Source organism: Neobacillus sp. YX16 (assembly GCF_030123505.1).
GTDB lineage: Bacteria > Bacillota > Bacilli > Bacillales > Cytobacillaceae > Neobacillus.
In genome coordinates, this window is sequence record NZ_CP126115.1 from 636,613 (window position 1) to 654,589 (window position 17,977).

A 17,977-nucleotide genomic window follows, 5' to 3' on the forward strand; every position below is an offset into this window, starting at 1 on the left:
AAGGGATGCACCATCTAAATGAATGGGTGCATCCCTTTTGTAGGGGTAGGATTATTAATCAGTCGTTTTAAACATTTTCCGTAAAATTAATGTTACAGCTCCCAATACCATACCGGTTTTTCCTAATTTTGAGCATACCACTAGTATTTCTTCATGGGAACTTTTAAAAGTATATTTTCCAATCATTTCTATGAGTGGAGATTTAACAAAATCTCCTTCCTCAAACAAACTTCCTTCTAAAATCAGTTTCGATGGTTTTAGTATATTAATCATATTAGCAGCAGCTAAACCAAGGGATTTCCCAGCGTCCTCAAGTATTGATTTAGCAAAGGGATCCCCTTGTTTAGCAGCTTTAAAGACCATTTTTATTGAGAGTTCGTCGCTGCCATCTCTGACCCAATTATGAAGGAGTGTATCTTGATTAGTAATTAGTTCTTTCTTTACTTTGCTAAGAATAGCTGATTCAGATGCATAAGCCTCCAAACAGCCATTGTTACCACACTGGCATTTTGGACCATTTATATCCAAGATTGTATGTCCAATTTCTCCAGCAGTATTAAAGGTGCTTTTATAAATGTCATTATTTATAAAGATACCTGAACCAATACCTCGACCAACGCTAAGGCAGATAAAATCTGAGTCCCCTTGACCTTGACCAAACCAGCTTTCAGCAATTGCTAAGGCTCTAACATCATTTTCTACAATTACAGGGATATTGAATTCATTTTCCAAACTAACTTTTATAGGAATATTTTCAAGATGTAAGTGAGGGGAAAAAATAGCTAAACCCTGATCAGGATCTACTAAACCATGCATGGCAAAACCGATTCCAAGAATGAGATCTTTCTCAATTGATGTTTTATTCAGGATATAATGGATATTATCAATTATCATATTAATAAATTCGGTTTTGGATGGGAGTTCGGTAATATCATTATTATAATCAGATACTATCTTACCATCCATAGTGGTCAATATGACACGTACAACCTCTGCGGCAGCATACACACCTAAAATATAATGGGCAGAGTAATTAATTCGAAGCATGATAGGCTTCCTGCCACCTGCCTTCGAGTTAGTGGATTGTTCTTCTGTAATAAGATTTTTTTCTATTAATTCACTGACCAATGAACTGACAGTGGGTGGAGTTAAATTGGTTAGTTTTGCAATTTCTGCTCTTGAAATTGGTTCACTTAAACGAATCATATTTAAAACTGTTGATTGATTATGTGACTTCATTCTTTCAAAACTTCCGGTAACGTAACTCAAAATACATCACGCCTTTTCGATTTTAGCTTCATATACACTTGAATTCTATGCAAAGATAGATAGTAATTATTAATTAAAGATTAAAATCATACTCTTAATAATAATATCACATGGAACGTTTGAAAAATACTAGATAGCAACATCCAATTTCCTGTTTCTGACATGCTAGTATTGGTTCAGTGAAAATAAAAAAGCAGCGGAACGCTGCTTTTTAACTAAAAGTTGTTTCATTTAGTGTACCTAAAACTATTTTGCTTGATTGAGTTACTAGCAACCTCAGTGCAATTCAGTACCGAAGAAGCCCAAAGCATATTTAATACCCTCTTCCACTTGGTTGGTTTCATATCCTTCTAAATCTTCGTGTGTTATTTCTAATGTAGTTCTTACCAATGAATACCCACTGTCTAAGTTTATATCGAGCAGGACTTCATACCCATTGGCACTGTTCTTAATTTCAATAATATCATAATCTCGAATCGGTGCTCCCGTTTCGTATTCCAAAGGTTCTAATTCTGACATAACCACACCTCCAAATTTACTTCTAGCTTACATTCGAACATAGGTTATACATAAATCGAAAAATATAAACATTTTTTTGTAACTACACTTCATGGATGCCAATAAGCTAATAACTTAATAAAGACCTTTAGCTTGATACATACAAGTAAATTTTTTTTTGTACAAAGTATATAAGAATTGAATGTAAAAATCTTATATTCTGTCTAATGACAGATAATTTTAGCGCAGTATAATTAATATTATCTGAATATTTACATAAATATTAAAAGACTCCCAGATGACACCATTAAAAAAGGAGTGATGGACATGCAGCGGCAAAAGCTTTTAATTAATGGAAAAAGACTAAAGAATGAGCTTGAAAGGTTTGCTAACTTCGGCAGGACTGAGAAAAATGGCGTAACTCGGCTGGCATTATCAGAGGAAGATCGGTTAGCTAGAGATTTTTTCCAATCATGCTGTGAGGAAATTGGCTTAAGTGTTAAGGTTGATGATATGGGTTGTATGTATGCAACGCTAGACGGAGTGGAGAATAAACCTCCCATACTGATTGGCTCCCATTTGGATTCGGTTAAAAAAGGCGGAAGATTTGATGGTGTACTTGGGGTATTAGCTGGTCTAGAAGTAGTTAGAACGCTTGTGGAAAATAATATTAAGCCTCGTGTCCCGATAACCATTGTTAATTTTACAAATGAAGAGGGTGCGAGGTTCGAGCCTTCAATGATGGCATCAGGAGTACTTTCAGGTAAATTTGAAAAGAATGTGATGGTGAAAAAGAAAGACACTAAGGGGATTACTTTTGAGGAAGCACTTAAAGCGATTGGATATGAGGGAGCGGTAGAGAATCGTCTAAAAGAGGGTGTTGCTTTCTTAGAATTGCATATCGAACAAGGTCCGATTCTTGAAAAAGAAGCCCTTTCTATTGGAGTCGTCGAATGTGTGGTCGGTATGGCATGCTATGACATAGAAATAACAGGTGAATCTGACCACGCCGGAACGACACCAATGAGTATGAGAAAGGATGCTCTTTTTGCCGCAAATAACCTGATAAATGAAATTCGCAGGGTATTAGGTTCATTAGATGAAGAGTTGGTATTTACGATCGGCAGGGTAAACGTATATCCGAGTATTCATACCGTCATTCCAAACAAGGTGGTATTTTCCTTAGAGGCTAGACATAAGAATCCAGAGATTGTAAGGACCTTTAAAGAATTTGTTGAAAATCTTCCGAACTTAGATTTAAACGAAGGCTGTGAGGTAAAGACCACAAAGCTGTGGGAGCGGGATACCGTTTGGTTTAATTCAGAAATTGTTAACCAACTTGAAAAGTCGGCACAGTCATTAGGTTATAGCAATAAAAGAATGGTCTCAGGTGCTGGACATGATGCTCAATTTATTGCCAGCCTTGTTCCGACTGCAATGCTGTTTGTTCCGAGTTTTAATGGAAAAAGTCATTGTGAAGAAGAGTTGACTACTTGGGAGGAATGCGAAAAAGGCGTAAATGTTCTATTAGATACCGTAATAGCATTGCTATCCAAATAAAATAGAGAGAGACACCAGGATTCATTCGGTGTCTCTTTTTGTTGGAGAGGCTGTTTTCTCATAGTCATCTAAATGGGGCAAGGAGGATTCGCCTTTAATTGGTGGTCTTGAGGACAAATCGCGCGGGCCATCGGAAGGATTAGTCCTTAATACAGGGTCTTGAGGACAAATCCGCGCGGGCCATCAGAAGGATTAGTCCTTAATACAGGGTCTTGAGGACAAATCCGCGTGGGCCATCAGAAGGATTAGTCCTTAATACAGGGTCTTGAGGACAAATCCGGGTGGGCCATCAGAAGGATTAGTCCTTAATACAGGGTCTTGAGGACAAATCCGCGCGGGCCATCAGAAGGATTAGTCCTTAATACAGGGCCTTGAGGACAAATCCGCGCGGTCCATCGGAAAGATTAGTCTCTAATATAGGGTATTGAGGACTAAACTCATAAGCCCAGAAGTTTTAGAAAAGAGCCATTGGAGAAATGTTTATTGATTCGACTCTTTAATAATTTCAGCATAAAATTTAATTGCCTGGATAAAATTGTCCTTGCTGATGTGTTCGTTTGTACCATGCATTCTGTTTAAATCCTCTGAAGTAATTTGCACGGGTAAAAAACGATAGGTATTTTTGGAGATACTGTCATAATGCTTAGCATCAGACCCTGCAAACATTAAGTAAGGGGCAATAACGGCATTGTTATAGACATTTCTGGCCGCTTGCTGAATAGATTTAAATTCCCATCCATTAATAGAAGAAACCTTTGAAGCTTCACTGCCTGTGATTGTCACTTTAATATCATCATCCTCGATGGTATCCTCAATAAAGGTTTTAACTTCTTCTAAAGAATCTCCAGGCATAAGACGGTGATTAATAATCGCCGTTGCTTTCTCAGGCAATGCATTATATTGCTCACCTGCTTGAAAAATAGTTGGAGCAATGGTGGTTCTGATTAAAGCGGCAGTCGCAGGCTGCTGCAATAGTATTTGTTCAATAATTGGCTCGAAAATAATTTTGTTAGCAAAAACGTATTTCATGGTAAAGCTCATTTCTGGTGCAACGTATTCAAATAAGTCTTCACCAGGTCCTCGTAGATCTCCGGTAAATTGTGTATCCTCTAGCTTGGCAATGGCGCTGGCAATTCTACCGATATTGGTTTGATTTTTTGGTTGAGAGGAGTGACCTCCACTGCCTTCGATGGATAATTCAGCCGTGGCAGACCCTTTTTCAGAAATTCCTACAACTCCCACAGGCTGGTCCACGCCCGGAACCATGTTTTCAACAATCGCTCCACCCTCATCTAATACAAAATCAAATGTGATTCCTCTTTCTTTCAAGGTATTTACAATCTCGAGGGCGCCTTTGTCACCGCCAATTTCTTCATCAAAGCCAAACATAATATAGACATCTCTAGCGGGCTTGAATCCGTCATTGACCAAGAACTCCACTGCTTCTAGTATTCCGATAACACCAATTTTGTCATCCAATGTACCGCGGCCCCATATTTTGCCGTTTTCCACTGTTCCACTGAAAGGAGTATGTTCCCAATTTCCCTCTGTTCCATCTAAAACAGGAACAACATCATAATGACTTGTTAAGCCAATGGGGTTTTTACTAGAATCTGAACCTTTCCATTTATAAATTAGAGCATATTCATTTATTTTTTCTAATTCGAGATGGTCGTGAACACCTGGGTAACTCTCCTCAAGAAAAGAAATAAACTTAGTGAATTCTGTAAAGTCAAATTTACTACGGTCCTGGTAGGATACTGTTTTAAAAGTAATAGCTTGAGATAAGTGCTCAACCGCTTTTCCCTCGTCAATCACAACGTCTGTTGGTTTTGGAGAAGGTTGTTTAGATTTAACCAGCAATGCGTTGAAAACGGTTACAATAATAAAAATTAAAACCAGTCCGCCAATGATACGAAAGAATAGTCTTCTTTTTTTCATAATAGGCTGCCCTCCATTCTTATTTCTATAGTTCAATATTATGAAGGGGAATACCTTTAATAGAATAGTTGATTTTCAATCATATTTGGCTGAAAAATTATATCTGCGTTAAATGAATATATCTGCGTTCCTGCCTGAATTGAAAAACTATTTTAAAAATTCTTTGCGGTTTCGCGTAATATTTTGTATATTAATATAGTTAATATTGTAGCTATTTACTTATTTAACAATCAGTTAACTCAAAAAATAATATATTTAAGATAATATTTGTAAAATCTGGATTATCATTCCTTTTTATACAATCAGCGGAGGGTTTTTATGGAACGAAAATTACCATTAAAAGAAACTATTGCCTTAGGCTTTTTTATGTTTGCCTTATTTTTAGGTGCTGGAAATATAATCTTTCCGCCATTACTTGGGCAGCAAGCTGGTGAATCCCTTTTGTCAGCTATCATTGGATTTTTAGTCACGGGTGTGGGATTACCCGTTTTGGCTGTCTTCACAATCGCGAGGTCAGGGGGAGATTTAAATGACTTATCCAAAAGAGTGCATCCCACTTTTGCTAAAATCTTTCCAGTTATTATTTATTTAACAATTGGGCCGTTTTTCGGAATACCTAGAACCGGTACAGTAACCTATGAAATTGGTGTTGCACCATTTCTATCAAATGAAAGCAGCATGGGGTTATTTATTTCAACTTTTGTATTTTTCCTTATCACCTTTTGGCTGGCACTTAATCCAGCAAAGCTAGTAGATCGTGTTGGGAAAATTCTTACTCCGTTACTTTTACTATTAATCCTAGTGATTTCAATAAGAGGATTTTCTTCACCGATTGGTTCAATTGGTGAGGCGGTAGGAAAATACAGAGATGGAGCGTTTTTTGGCGGGTTTGTCGAAGGTTATTTAACAATGGATGCAATTGCAGCTCTTGTTTTTGGAGTTGTTGTGATTAATCGAGTTCAAGAAATGGGAATAAAGACAGCATCCGCTGTACGTTCTTATACGATTAAGGCAGGGATCATTGCAGGGGCTGGGTTATCGTTTGTCTATATATCCTTATCCTATATTGGGGCAACCAGTGTTGAGGGTGTTGGAATGCAGGAAAATGGCGGAGCTATTCTCTCAGTAGTCACTTCACTGCTATTCGGGCCATTCGGGTCCATCATTCTTGCGTTGGTTATTACCGGAGCCTGTTTAACCACTTCAGTAGGGTTGGTTGCTGCCTGTGGTGAGTACCTAAGTCAACGATTTACTAGACTTTCCTATCCAGTTGTCGTCACCATACTTTGTTTATTTAGTTTTACAATGGCGAATCTAGGATTAAGTCAGTTGATTTCTGTTTCAATACCCTTGCTAATAAGTATTTACCCGATTGCGATAATCCTGATTTTATTATCACTACTGCAATCCTATATTCCTGTTTCGAGGGCTGTTTATATAGGTGCAATTATTGGAGCGGGAATTGTCAGCATTTACGATGGTTTTACCACTGCTGGCATTGAAGTAGCATCCATTTCAACAGCACTCATTTTCATTCCGCTTTACACAAATGGATTAGGATGGCTGCTCCCAAGCATTGTGGGCGGGCTTCTAGGATTCCTTTTTCAATATGCAAGGCTTTTTAATTGGGTAGCATCATCGAAATAGTGGGACCAGGGGGGACCATGGGGACGGTTCTTTTGGTCTTTTTTGCCTTGATAAAACGAAATTTTACAGGTATCGTTCCCTTGACCCATCTTTTTCAACATACAAGGGAACGATTCTCGAGGTATCATTCCCTTGACACCTTGTTTTCGCCGTTTGAGGGAACGATTCCTAACAAGAAATCTTTAAATTGTAATGCTAATTATATTGTTTCTCCCCGTTAGCGGGACCGTAAGAACCGTCCCCGTGGTTACGCGGTTTGTGGTTTTTCGAAAAACAGTGAAATGATAGGAAACTGAGTAAGATACACGCTTACATTGTATATGTTTTCGTTTTCATGGTAAATGTTTCCGTTTTCCGGAGCTTTGTAAAAAGTGACTCCTATGTAAGATAATAAGGATATAAATCTTGCAAAGGTGGTAATAAAAAATGAAAAAGGTATTTGAAAATTTTATGGATACTTACGGAAAATACATTATGGTATCAGCATATGCTCAAAAACAATGGAGTAAAAATGAATTAGAGTACATGGTTAGCTTGTTTAGAGACGACTCTCAAAAATAATGTTGAGATTCGTTTTTTTTTTTGCAATAAATGGTTCAAGGTTTCAAGATATTTATCAGAACTCGTTAGGCTCAAGCCTAGTCTTCCATCACTTCCTTATTAATGCCACTCGATATGGGAAAAGGGCGGCTTCCATGATTCCTTCTTTTACCGCCGGATCATTTTCCATCAGTTCCCGTGCTTCTTCCTCGGAGTCAACTTCAAGAATAACAATACCCATTCCAGATGGATCCATATTCAATGTTCTTCCTGCTAAGATCAGTTTTCCTTCCTGAAGCAATCCTTGCAGCACTTCGAAGTGGTGCTGTACAATACCTTCTTCTCTTTCTGTCCAATTGGATTCATCTAATAATGAAGGAATAAGGTTAAGCTTGTATAAAAATTGCAATTTTTCCATGATTAAACCCCCAATTTTTTTAGGATACGATAATGTCCCTTACCAGGCAAATATCCTAAACCTCTATTAAGCTTTTGCATGGCTTCATTGCCCGCTTCGGTATCTGTCGTCATCGTATGAGCCCCTTCATTTATAGCTGCTTGAATGGAAAGGAGTTTTAGAGCCTTGGCAATTCCGCGGCCGCGATAGTGTCGGTCCACCCCTGTATAATCAGTATACAGGACACCAGTCTCATCCGTACTGAATAGGGTGGACACTCCAACAAAACGATCACCATCAAGAGCGATAAATACCCATTTTTCTTGCGAACAATTTTCTGGAAGTGCCTCCTTTCGCCACTCTGGAAAAGCAGGAAGGTTTCCGGATTGCCCAGGATTGTCTTTTGAGGTTTCTACATATAAACCATATAATTTCTTTTCTGACTCCTCACCAGCTATATCAGCTAAGGTAACAAAGGTAATATCAGAATCTTGTAATCTATGTACGGGGTCTGCCAATTTGGTTAAGTCTAGTCGGTTCAAGTTTAACCTTAATTCAAAAATATGGGCATCCAGCAAAAAGCCATGCTTCTGTGCAAACGGAAGTGAGCCTGGGATCCAATCCTTTACTTCAGAAAGTAAGATGGATGCTTGATGACTTGCTGCCCAATTTTCGAGATAAGAGAGAATCAGTTCACCAACACCATGTCTTTGATAATCCGGATGAACGCAAAAAGTACTGGCAAGTTCACCTGGATCACTCCATGGGGCCCGCCATGAAGCACCATATCCGATTACCTGCCCATTTGTGTTTTCCGCTATCACTCTTATTCTCCCAAATCCTGTTAGCAGGCCTTGATCATTTAAGGTGAGTGTAGATTTTTGAGGAATATGGCGATCTTCATCCTCAAGAGCTTCAAGGGTTGTAGAACCTGGTTCAATCGAGTTAAACATCACGGCTATATGCTTATAATCTTCCGGTAACTGAAGATCTCGAAGCCTTATTTTTTTAGATATCTCATTTTCAAATGCCACTAAGCTCTTCCTCCTACTAAAAGAATAAAATTTATATTATTCTATCTTTCAAATAAAAATCCTTCTTTTGAGAATCCCCCGTTTGGTCACCAAGAGCTCTCTTAATTTACCACTTTCTCATTTTCGAACCGTTTCGGTCATCAAGAGCCCTCTTAAGTTACCACTTTCTCATTTTTCGAACCGTCTCGGTCACCAAGAGCCCTCTTAAGTTACCACTTTCTTATTTTTCGAGCCGTTTGGGTAACCAAGAGCCCTCTTAAGTTACCACTCTCTCATTATTTCAACCGTTTCGGTAACCAAAATCCCTCTTTGGTTACCACTTTCTCGTTTTTACAACAGCTTCGGTCACCAAGAGTCCTCTAAAGTCAGAATCTATGCATTAAGACTATCGTTATGTCATTTTGATTCCATTAAAAGGAAGTATTGTAAATTAATAAGAAAAAGTGTAAAATTACACTAAATTCATATATATAGTTTTATAGGAGGAGTAATTATGGGTGAAAATAAGCTTCAAATGTTTTTGTATTTTGGTGTAGTTCCACTTCTTATTTCATTCATCACAATAACGATTACAACAAATAATTTTTTAATTACAACGATTCTGCCGCTTATCATTGGCGGGGGGATTGCTGGGTGGATTGCCAGTAGAACACTGATCAAATCAATTGATAAAAAAGGGCTTACTCTAGTGTTCCTCTTTCCGCTTGCTTATACTGCTGTAATTTGGGCAATTTTTATGCTGATTAGCGGCGGGTTTTACGGGGCAGATTCATGGTTAGTTTATGGTATTTTCCATATAGCGATGGCGCCAATCTTTTTTATAACAATGCTAATGGGCGAGGGAAGGTTGTTTCTATGGGCACCATTAACCTATGAACTAGCATTTGTGTTTGGTATTTTCTTATCACTCCTCATCAAAAGGGCCCGCCCCACTTTTAACAAGAAGCATGTGGTGACGGTATTAACCGTATTCATCCTGGCGATCGGTACAGGGGCTGGTGTTCAATGGCATCGGAGTAAGACAGTTCTGCCATCCTATGGCTTTGAGTATGGCGGCGGTTATTCATCTACCGATTTAACACCTTATGAAGTTACAAATCCAGATAATAAACTGCCTAAGCTAGCAGAGCCATCTACTTTTACGATAAAGAATTCTAGCGAAATGCCTATATTAGACGGTGCAGAAGCAGCATATCCTGTCTATTCTGCTTTTGCTAACACAGTCTATGAAAACATCAGTAAAGCGGATAATGTAATGGATATCGTTAGCTTCACAAATACAATTTACTCCTATGAACGGCTCTTGTCTGGTGAAGTGGACATTTACTTTGGTGCTGAACCATCGAAGGAACAGCGGGAATTGGCTAAAAGGCAGGAAAAGGAACTGGTCATGACCCCCATTGGCAAGGAGGCATTTGTCTTTTTTGTTAATCCGGATAATAAAGTAGATAGTTTAGATGTTTCTGAGATTCAGAGCGTTTATTCTGGGAAAATAATGAATTGGTCTGAGCTCGGAGGTAAGAACGAAAGAATAATAGCCTTTCAACGACCGAAAAATTCAGGCAGTCAAACGCTGCTGGAAAAAATAATGGGCGACACGCCAATCATGGAGCCTTTGAAGGAAGATGTTCCAGAAGGGATGGGCGGGATTATTGAACAAGTTGCCGACTACCGAAATTATGATAATTCAATTGGATTCTCCTTTCGTTTTTTTGCAACCGGAATGAGAGACAATTCAAATATTAAACTACTTGCTATCGATGGAATCGAACCATCTCCAGAGAATATTGCCAGCGGAAAATATCCTTTTACTGCAAACCTTTATGCGGTAACATTAAAGGATAACAATAAGACCACAATAGAACCCTTTTTGGAGTGGATGAAGGGTCCTCAGGGTCAAGAAATTATCGAAAAAATAGGTTATATAAAAAACTAAGCCTTGATGGAGGAATTGTAGATGGAAAAGGTAAGATGGGGAATTTTAAGTACCGCAAAAATAGCACAAAAATCATTAATACCGGCATTTGAACGTGCAAATAATGCAGTGGTCACAGGAATTGCTTCAAGCAGTGGAAAAGCTGAAGAGGCTGCAGCGCAATTTAATATAGCAAAGGCATACAGTAGTTATGAAGCAATGCTGCAAGATCCGGATATAGATGCAGTTTATATCCCGCTGCCAAACCATTTACATAAAAAGTGGACATTTGAAGCGGCCAAACGTGGAAAGCACATTCTATGTGAAAAACCAGCGTCCTTAACAGCAGAGGAAACGAAAGAAATGGTTGATTTTTGCCGTGAGAGTAATGTTAAATTCATGGAAGCTTTTATGTATCAATTTCACCCGCAGCATGAACGGGTGAGAGAAATCATTAAAAGTGGTGAGATTGGTGAAGTTAAATATATGCGGGCCAGCTTTTCATTTTTCCTTGCCCAGCCAGAAGGTAATGTCAGAATGGATTCAGAGAAAGGTGGAGGAAGTCTCTATGACGTAGGCTGTTATGCGATTCATTCTATTCGGAAAATATTAGGTGCTGAGCCAGTAGAAGTCGATGTTCACGCCAATATCCATTCAGACTATCAAGTAGACACATCTGCCTTTGGTTATATGAAAATGGAAAATGGCGTTCATGCTCTTTTTGATTGCAGCTTTGATATGGTGTTTAGAGCAGAGTATGAAGTGATTGGGACTGAGGGGCAAATAAAGGTTCCTAGAGCATTCCGCCCTGATAATCATGGGGGAGAAGGACTTGTTATAGTTCAAATAGGAGAAGAAACAAGAGAAGAAAAAATAGTTGCTGATATCTATCGAGAAGAGGTTGAGCATATCTCGCAGGTAATTCTGGAGAATGGCGAGCCTTCTTATTCAGGTGAAAATGCCATACAAAATATGCGTGTCATCGAGGCATGCTATCAATCTATTCATACAGGAAATATTATTAAATTAGTATAATAAAAAAGCAGCACAATCCCTTTGGATGATTAGGGATTGTGCTGTTTTTTTGTTTTCTGCTAGTATTAATTTCCAGTATAAACATAGTGTTTTACCACTTTAACAAGAAATAGTATGATAGGGAGAGGCAGAATTTTCAGAGATATCAAATAAAGGGGGAACTGAGCCTGATCACACTAGTTACAGACAAAGGCACCTTCAAAAAAGTGGTTTGAATTATTTGATTTTTTGTACAAATACGGTACTATTATTACAATCTTAGCTTTAAAGGTTATTTTTTCAATTACTAGTCCAGCTTTTATGGATAGAGCAAATATCGTTAACATTCTAAGGTCTATTTCAAATGTCATATGCTAATGGCCTTCGCAGCCATGTTTAACATTAACTTATTATAAAAAGAAATAATTTGGAGGGGTTCGTAATGAAGGATTTCACAATTGAATATTTCACCATGACGGAAGGTGACGCGATTGATTATGCAAAAGCAATCAAACTTTTTCCAGAAGAAGCGGAATTGACTTGTAAAGAAATTGGTGACGGTAACTTAAACTATGTTTTTAAAATAGAAGATGTAAAAAACAATCAGTCTATCATTATTAAGCAAGCCGGACCAGTGGCACGAATCTCTGATGAATTTAAACTTTCACCAGATCGGAACCGGATTGAAAGTGAAATACTGGGACTACAATACAAACTAGCCCCTGGTTTTGTACCAAAGGTTTATAATTATGATCCGATTATGAACTGCACGGTAATGGATGATTTATCAGATCATGAGATTATGAGAAGTGCTTTAGGAAAACATAAGAAATTCCCTTTGTTTGCTGACCATATTTCTACTTTTCTAGTAAATACCTTATTATTAACATCTGATGTAGTGGTTGAGCATAAAGAAAAGAAAGAATTAGTTAAGCAATTCATCAACCCAGAGCTTTGTGAAATAACGGAAGATTTGGTTTATACAGAGCCTTTTTATGATTGCCCTCGTAATGAAGTGTTTGAAAGATCGAGGGAATTTGTAAAAGAAAACATTTGGAATGATAAAAAATTAGTACTAGAAAGTGCGAAACTGAAATTTGAGTTTTTGACAAATGCTCAGTCGTTGCTACATGGTGATCTTCACACGGGATCTATTTTTATAAAAGAAGATTCTACCAAGGTAATTGACCCTGAATTCGCTTTTTATGGACCAGCTGGCTATGATATTGGAAATGTGATTGCCAATCTCATTTTTGCCTATGCAAATGGCAAGTTTACGATTGAAGATGAAGAAACAAGAGAAGAGTATTTAAATTATCTTGTCACAACCATTAAAGATGTTGTAAATTTATTTACAGTTAAATTCAACAAAGCCTGGGACGAAAATGCAACAGAACGAGTGGCAGGCTATGAAGGATTTAAGGAATATTATTTAGATACTATTTTAAGAGATACTGCAGCTGTGGCGGGACTCGAACTTCTACGAAGAGTTATTGGACTTGCAAAGGTGAAGGATTTAACTTTGATTGAGGACGCTGAAGCTAGAGTGCTAGCAGAAACAATTTGCTTAACCGTTGGAAAAACATTTATTCTTAATCGAGAGTCGATTAAAACAGGTGCAGATTTTATCAGTGTGATTCAATCTGCTGAACTTACATCTGTGAAAGGGGCATAAAAAGTGCAAAATCCAGTAACTGTCATACAATCTGTACGTCTAGATGATGAGAATGATACATTAGTATTATTAGATCAAACCGTATTACCGAATGAAACGAATTTCCTAGAATTAAAGGAAATGGAAGATATATGGGATGCGATTTATCAATTAAAGGTCCGTGGAGCACCCGCAATCGGGATTGCTGCAGCATATGGTGCCTATTTAGGAACAAAGAAATCAACAGCAGAAACGGTTGAAGCTCTTTTTGCAGACTTTAAAAAAGTGAAGGATTATTTAGCTACTTCACGACCAACGGCTGTAAACCTGTTTTGGGCATTAAATCGTATGGAAGACCGATTTAAGCAAGAAGCAGGGAAGAGTGTGGCAGAAGTAAAGGCTGCGCTGAAAGAGGAATCTGAAAACATTCGTGCAGAGGATGAAAAAATCTGTGAAGCGATTGGAGAACATGCACTTTCCTTGCTGGAGCCAGGCTGGGGATTACTCACTCATTGTAATGCTGGAACCATCGCAACAGCCAAATACGGAACGGCATTAGCTCCGATTTATTTAGGGCAGGAAAAAGGCTATGACTTCAAAGTTTATGCAGATGAAACAAGACCTTTGCTTCAAGGAGCACGTCTGACAGCGTGGGAGCTCCAGCAGGCTGGAGTAGATGTCACGCTAATTTGTGATAACATGGCTTCCATCGTTATGAAAGAAGGCAGAATTCAGGCTGTGCTAGTCGGCTGTGACCGTGTTGCGGCAAATGGCGATTCAGCAAATAAAATTGGAACCTCTGGTGTGGCGATTCTCGCAAAGCACTACAACATTCCTTTTTATGTTTGTGCACCGCTATCTACAGTTGATTTAGAATGTAAAACAGGGGATGATATTCACATCGAATTGCGTCCTGCTGAGGAAATTACAAGTAAGTGGTATGAAAAGTCCATGGCACCGGATGGTGTTCAAACCTATAATCCTGCTTTTGATGTAACCGATCATTCATTAATCACAGGAATCGTTACGGAAAATGGAATTGCTTATGCACCATATACGGAAAGCCTTCCTAAAATGTTTAAAAAATAAAATGATAAAGCTGAGTCTAACAGATAAATTTTGAAGTGCTTTTTCAAAATTTAAAAACCGATTTGACATAGTATTTGGTATTTTAAAAATGCAAAACCTCGCCGCAATCTTGGCGAGGTTTCTTTTTAATTCCGCTATAAAAGATAGTATTAAAAGACTATAAAAAAACAGGTAATTTGTCATGATTTGACAGTTATGACAAAACATGACTATAATTTAATTAATTCTGAAAATTATTAATAGTAGGAACTCGGTACTTGATAGGTTTTGTAATAGGAGGTCAAGCATGATTGTATTTAATCAGGTAAATAAGTTCTATGGAGATTTTCAAGTCTTAAAAGATATTAATCTCACAATCAATCAAGGTGAAGTAGTTGTCGTAATAGGTCCATCCGGTTCAGGGAAAAGTACTCTGCTGCGCTGTATCAATCACCTGGAAACAATCTCTGACGGAACACTTACCGTAAATGGGATATCTGTAGGGGATAAAAAAACAGATATCAATAAGCTAAGGCGCAATATTGGAATGGTTTTTCAGCACTTTTATTTATATCCCCACAAAACCGTGCTTGAAAATATCACTCTTGCTCCTATGAAAGCATTGGGCCAATCCGAAAAAGAAGCTAAGGAAACAGCCCGACATTATCTTGCAAAAGTAGGGATATTAGATAAGGCCGAATCTTATCCTTCTCAGCTTTCCGGAGGCCAGCAGCAGCGTGTTGCAATTGCCCGAGGCCTTGCAATGAAACCAGAAATCATGCTTTTCGATGAACCCACATCGGCACTTGACCCCGAAATGATCGGGGAAGTTCTGGATGTTATGAAAACCCTAGCCAGGGAAGGCATGACAATGGTCGTAGTAACCCACGAAATGGGCTTTGCCAGGGAGGTTGCCGACCGAATTGTATTTATGGATGCAGGAAGAATTTTAGAAGAAGCAGTTCCGGCTGAATTTTATGAGAATCCGCGTGAAGAACGGGCTCGCTTATTTCTTAGCCGTATATTAAATCATTAATCAAGGGGGAAAATGGAATGTTCAAAACAAAAAAATACGTAAAAATGGTTTTAGTAACAATACTAGCTGCGTTATTTCTTGCCGGTTGCGGCGGGGACAAGACATCTAATGAAAGCAGCAAGGATGTACTAGCCCAAATCAAGGAAGACAAAAAAATTGTATTTGGCGTAAAACATGACACGCGTTTGTTTGGATTGAAAAATCCATCAACAGGTGAAGTGGAAGGGTTCGATATCGATCTTTCCAAAGCGCTTGCAGAAGAAATTTTTGGCAAGGATATTAAGCCTGAGTTCGTTGAGGTTACTTCAAAAACGAGGGTAGGTCTCTTAAATAATGGTAAGGTGGATGCGGTTGTCGCTACGATGACGATCACGGAAGAACGCAAAAAAGAAGTTGATTTTACTGATGTTTATTTTGATGCAGGTCAATCATTACTTGTGAAAAAAGGCAGTAAGATTCAGAGTATTGATGACTTGAAAAAAGACACGAAGGTGCTTGCTGTAAAAGGCTCGACATCTTCAATCAATATTCGTGAGAAAGCCCCTGAAACAACAGTTCTTGAATTCGAAAACTATGCTGAAGCCTTTACAGCACTTAAGGCAGGTAAGGGTGATGCCCTTACTACAGATGATTCGATCCTTTATGGTATGGCAGAAGAAGATCCGTCCTTTGAATTGGTCGGAGGAACGTTTACTGAAGAGCCATACGGGATTGCTGTTAAAAAAGGTAATACAGAGCTTGTTGATGAGTTGAATAAAGCATTAAAAAGCCTGAAGGATTCAGGAAAGTACGATGAGATTAAGGATAAATGGATTAAAAATTAATTATTAATATCAGGTTTCTCATCAGGATGGGCTGTAATCCGTATGCAATCTTTTCGGAGTGAGCTCATCCTGATTATTTAGGAGGAGATCGTTTGCTGGATTTCTCGATACTAACGACTAATATGGATTCATTTTTAGAAGGATTAAAAATTACCATAATTGCCAGTTTAATAGCTTTATTAGGAAGTTTTATTTTGGGAACACTTCTGGCTGTTATGCGAATTGCCCCGATTAAACCACTTAACTGGTTGGGGACGGCATATGTAGAATTTATTCGTAATATACCTGTTCTAGTTATCGTGTTTTTCGCTTATTTGGCGGGTAACTTTGGCGGGATGACTGCAGGGACAATTGGGTTGACTATCTATACAGCCGCTTTCATCGCAGAAGCCATCCGTGCCGGAATTATGTCTGTACCAAGAGGGCAAATGGAAGCTGCCCGCTCGACAGGATTAACTTACGGTCAGGCAATGAGAATGGTTATACTCCCTCAGGCTATAAAAATCGTTATCCCCCCTCTAGGCAACCAATTTATCAATTTAGTTAAGAATTCATCCTTGTTAGCAGTCGTTGCAGGTGGGGATTTAATGTATCAGGGGGATTTAATATCTGCAAAAACGTACGTAACCTTTGATACCTATGTTTTCGTGGCCTTATTTTATTTAATTTTAACTATACCTTTAAGTCTTGGCGTAGGATATTTAGAAAAACGCTTAGCAAGAAGTAATTAAGGAGGTGCGCAGATGGATTTTCTAGCACCGTTCATTGAAGTATATACACCTGAACATTTTAAATTTTTGCTGGAAGGATTTTGGGTAACCCTAAAGGTTGCTGCCATTTCAATCGTGCTCAGCTTCATTATTGGCGGTCTTATTGGAACTCTCAGATATGCGCGGATTCCCGTTGTTTCTCAATTACTAGCACTGATTGTCGAGACGATTCGTAACCTGCCTTTGCTGCTCATCATTTTCTTCACCTATTTTGCATTGCCTGAAATTGGGATTGAAATGGAAATAACGACTGCGGCCATCGCAGCATTGACGGTTTTTGAATCAGCGATGCTGTCAGAAATCATCCGAAGCGGCTTAAACTCGATAGAAAAAGGACAGATTGAGGCAGGACGTGCATCTGGTCTGAACTACATCCAGACATTACGCTATATCATCATGCCGCAAGCACTGAGAAGAATGGTTCCACCTATTGTCAGTCAATTTATTTCTCTGCTTAAAGATACATCTTTAGCCGTCGTCATCGCGTTGCCGGATTTATTGCACAACGGACAAATTATTTACGCACAAAAGGGATCGTATGTGATACCTGTTTTTGTAATTGTGGCGTTGATGTACTTTATCGTTAATTATGCTTTGTCACTAGTTGCGCGAAGGTTAGAGTTAAAACAAGCTTAAGAAATCCGGCTCATTAAATTGGGCCGGATTTTTTTACTTTTAAAAGGTTGCTTCATTTCTTTCCTTTTTGTATTTATAAAGTTCATAGTTTATTATAAAAATCAGAAAAAGGTTACTAACAAATTGACTGCACTACCCATAAAATAAGAATATTGTTAATGGATGATTAAAATA

Annotated in this window: 16 protein-coding genes; 11 read left to right on the forward strand and 5 right to left on the reverse strand. The window is 38.4% G+C overall.

The features are described 5' to 3' along the window. Window positions 1–54: 54 nt before the first annotated feature. Together QNH48_RS03140 and QNH48_RS03145 are read right to left on the reverse strand one after the other, a co-directional pair. Entirely contained in the window at window positions 55–1,239 is a 1,185-nt protein-coding gene (locus tag QNH48_RS03140; RefSeq protein ID WP_283953729.1) for an ROK family transcriptional regulator, read from the reverse strand. Between the two features lie 306 nt (window positions 1,240–1,545). After that, window positions 1,546–1,788, reverse strand: a complete 243-nt coding sequence (locus tag QNH48_RS03145) for a hypothetical protein (RefSeq protein ID WP_283953730.1) — start codon at window positions 1,786–1,788, stop codon at window positions 1,546–1,548. Window positions 1,789–2,094: 306 nt separating this feature from the next. Here QNH48_RS03145 and QNH48_RS03150 point away from each other — a divergent pair, with 306 nt between their 5' ends. Further along, window positions 2,095–3,327: a Zn-dependent hydrolase gene (locus tag QNH48_RS03150; RefSeq protein ID WP_283953731.1), complete on the forward strand. Its 1,233-nt coding sequence runs from the start codon at window positions 2,095–2,097 to the stop codon at window positions 3,325–3,327. A 480-nt stretch (window positions 3,328–3,807) separates the two neighbouring features. On the opposite strand, the gene QNH48_RS03155 is transcribed toward QNH48_RS03150, so the two are convergent. Next, entirely contained in the window at window positions 3,808–5,268 is a 1,461-nt protein-coding gene (locus QNH48_RS03155) for a M20 family peptidase (RefSeq protein ID WP_283953732.1), read from the reverse strand. A gap of 318 nt (window positions 5,269–5,586) precedes the next feature. Between QNH48_RS03155 and brnQ the strand changes: the two genes are divergently transcribed. Together brnQ and QNH48_RS03165 are read left to right on the forward strand one after the other, a co-directional pair. Next, window positions 5,587–6,915, forward strand: a complete 1,329-nt coding sequence (brnQ, locus tag QNH48_RS03160) for a branched-chain amino acid transport system II carrier protein (RefSeq protein WP_283953733.1) — start codon at window positions 5,587–5,589, stop codon at window positions 6,913–6,915. Between the two features lie 426 nt (window positions 6,916–7,341). Beyond that, entirely contained in the window at window positions 7,342–7,476 is a 135-nt protein-coding gene (locus tag QNH48_RS03165) for a hypothetical protein (protein WP_283953734.1), read from the forward strand. 88 nt (window positions 7,477–7,564) lie between these two features. On the opposite strand, the gene QNH48_RS03170 is transcribed toward QNH48_RS03165, so the two are convergent. Further along, window positions 7,565–7,873 (reverse strand): YciI family protein, encoded by a 309-nt coding sequence (locus QNH48_RS03170; protein WP_283953735.1) that lies wholly within the window; start codon window positions 7,871–7,873, stop codon window positions 7,565–7,567. Between the two features lie 2 nt (window positions 7,874–7,875). Further along, window positions 7,876–8,886 (reverse strand): GNAT family N-acetyltransferase, encoded by a 1,011-nt coding sequence (locus tag QNH48_RS03175; RefSeq protein ID WP_283953736.1) that lies wholly within the window; start codon window positions 8,884–8,886, stop codon window positions 7,876–7,878. A 493-nt stretch (window positions 8,887–9,379) separates the two neighbouring features. Here QNH48_RS03175 and QNH48_RS03180 point away from each other — a divergent pair, with 493 nt between their 5' ends. The 8 genes from QNH48_RS03180 (at window position 9,380) to QNH48_RS03215 (ending at window position 17,803) form a co-directional block, all read left to right on the forward strand. Next, window positions 9,380–10,822 carry a PstS family phosphate ABC transporter substrate-binding protein gene (locus QNH48_RS03180; protein ID WP_283953737.1) on the forward strand — a complete coding sequence of 481 codons (1,443 nt, stop codon included), beginning with the start codon at window positions 9,380–9,382 and terminating at the stop codon, window positions 10,820–10,822. 21 nt (window positions 10,823–10,843) lie between these two features. Then, window positions 10,844–11,836: a Gfo/Idh/MocA family protein gene (locus QNH48_RS03185; RefSeq protein WP_283953738.1), complete on the forward strand. Its 993-nt coding sequence runs from the start codon at window positions 10,844–10,846 to the stop codon at window positions 11,834–11,836. A 421-nt stretch (window positions 11,837–12,257) separates the two neighbouring features. Further along, the gene (gene mtnK / locus QNH48_RS03190) at window positions 12,258–13,490 is read left to right on the forward strand and encodes an S-methyl-5-thioribose kinase (protein WP_283953739.1); all 1,233 of its coding nucleotides are present in this window, start codon (window positions 12,258–12,260) and stop codon (window positions 13,488–13,490) included. A gap of 3 nt (window positions 13,491–13,493) precedes the next feature. After that, on the forward strand, window positions 13,494–14,558 hold the full coding sequence (gene mtnA, locus QNH48_RS03195; protein ID WP_283953740.1) for an S-methyl-5-thioribose-1-phosphate isomerase: 1,065 nt from the start codon (window positions 13,494–13,496) through the stop codon (window positions 14,556–14,558). Between the two features lie 286 nt (window positions 14,559–14,844). Then, window positions 14,845–15,573 carry an amino acid ABC transporter ATP-binding protein gene (locus tag QNH48_RS03200; protein WP_095250500.1) on the forward strand — a complete coding sequence of 243 codons (729 nt, stop codon included), beginning with the start codon at window positions 14,845–14,847 and terminating at the stop codon, window positions 15,571–15,573. 17 nt (window positions 15,574–15,590) lie between these two features. Further along, window positions 15,591–16,397: a transporter substrate-binding domain-containing protein gene (locus QNH48_RS03205; protein WP_283953741.1), complete on the forward strand. Its 807-nt coding sequence runs from the start codon at window positions 15,591–15,593 to the stop codon at window positions 16,395–16,397. A gap of 92 nt (window positions 16,398–16,489) precedes the next feature. Further along, the gene (locus QNH48_RS03210) at window positions 16,490–17,128 is read left to right on the forward strand and encodes an amino acid ABC transporter permease (protein WP_283953742.1); all 639 of its coding nucleotides are present in this window, start codon (window positions 16,490–16,492) and stop codon (window positions 17,126–17,128) included. Between the two features lie 12 nt (window positions 17,129–17,140). Continuing rightward, window positions 17,141–17,803 (forward strand): amino acid ABC transporter permease, encoded by a 663-nt coding sequence (locus QNH48_RS03215; RefSeq protein ID WP_283953743.1) that lies wholly within the window; start codon window positions 17,141–17,143, stop codon window positions 17,801–17,803. The last annotated feature ends 174 nt before the right edge of the window (window positions 17,804–17,977 follow it).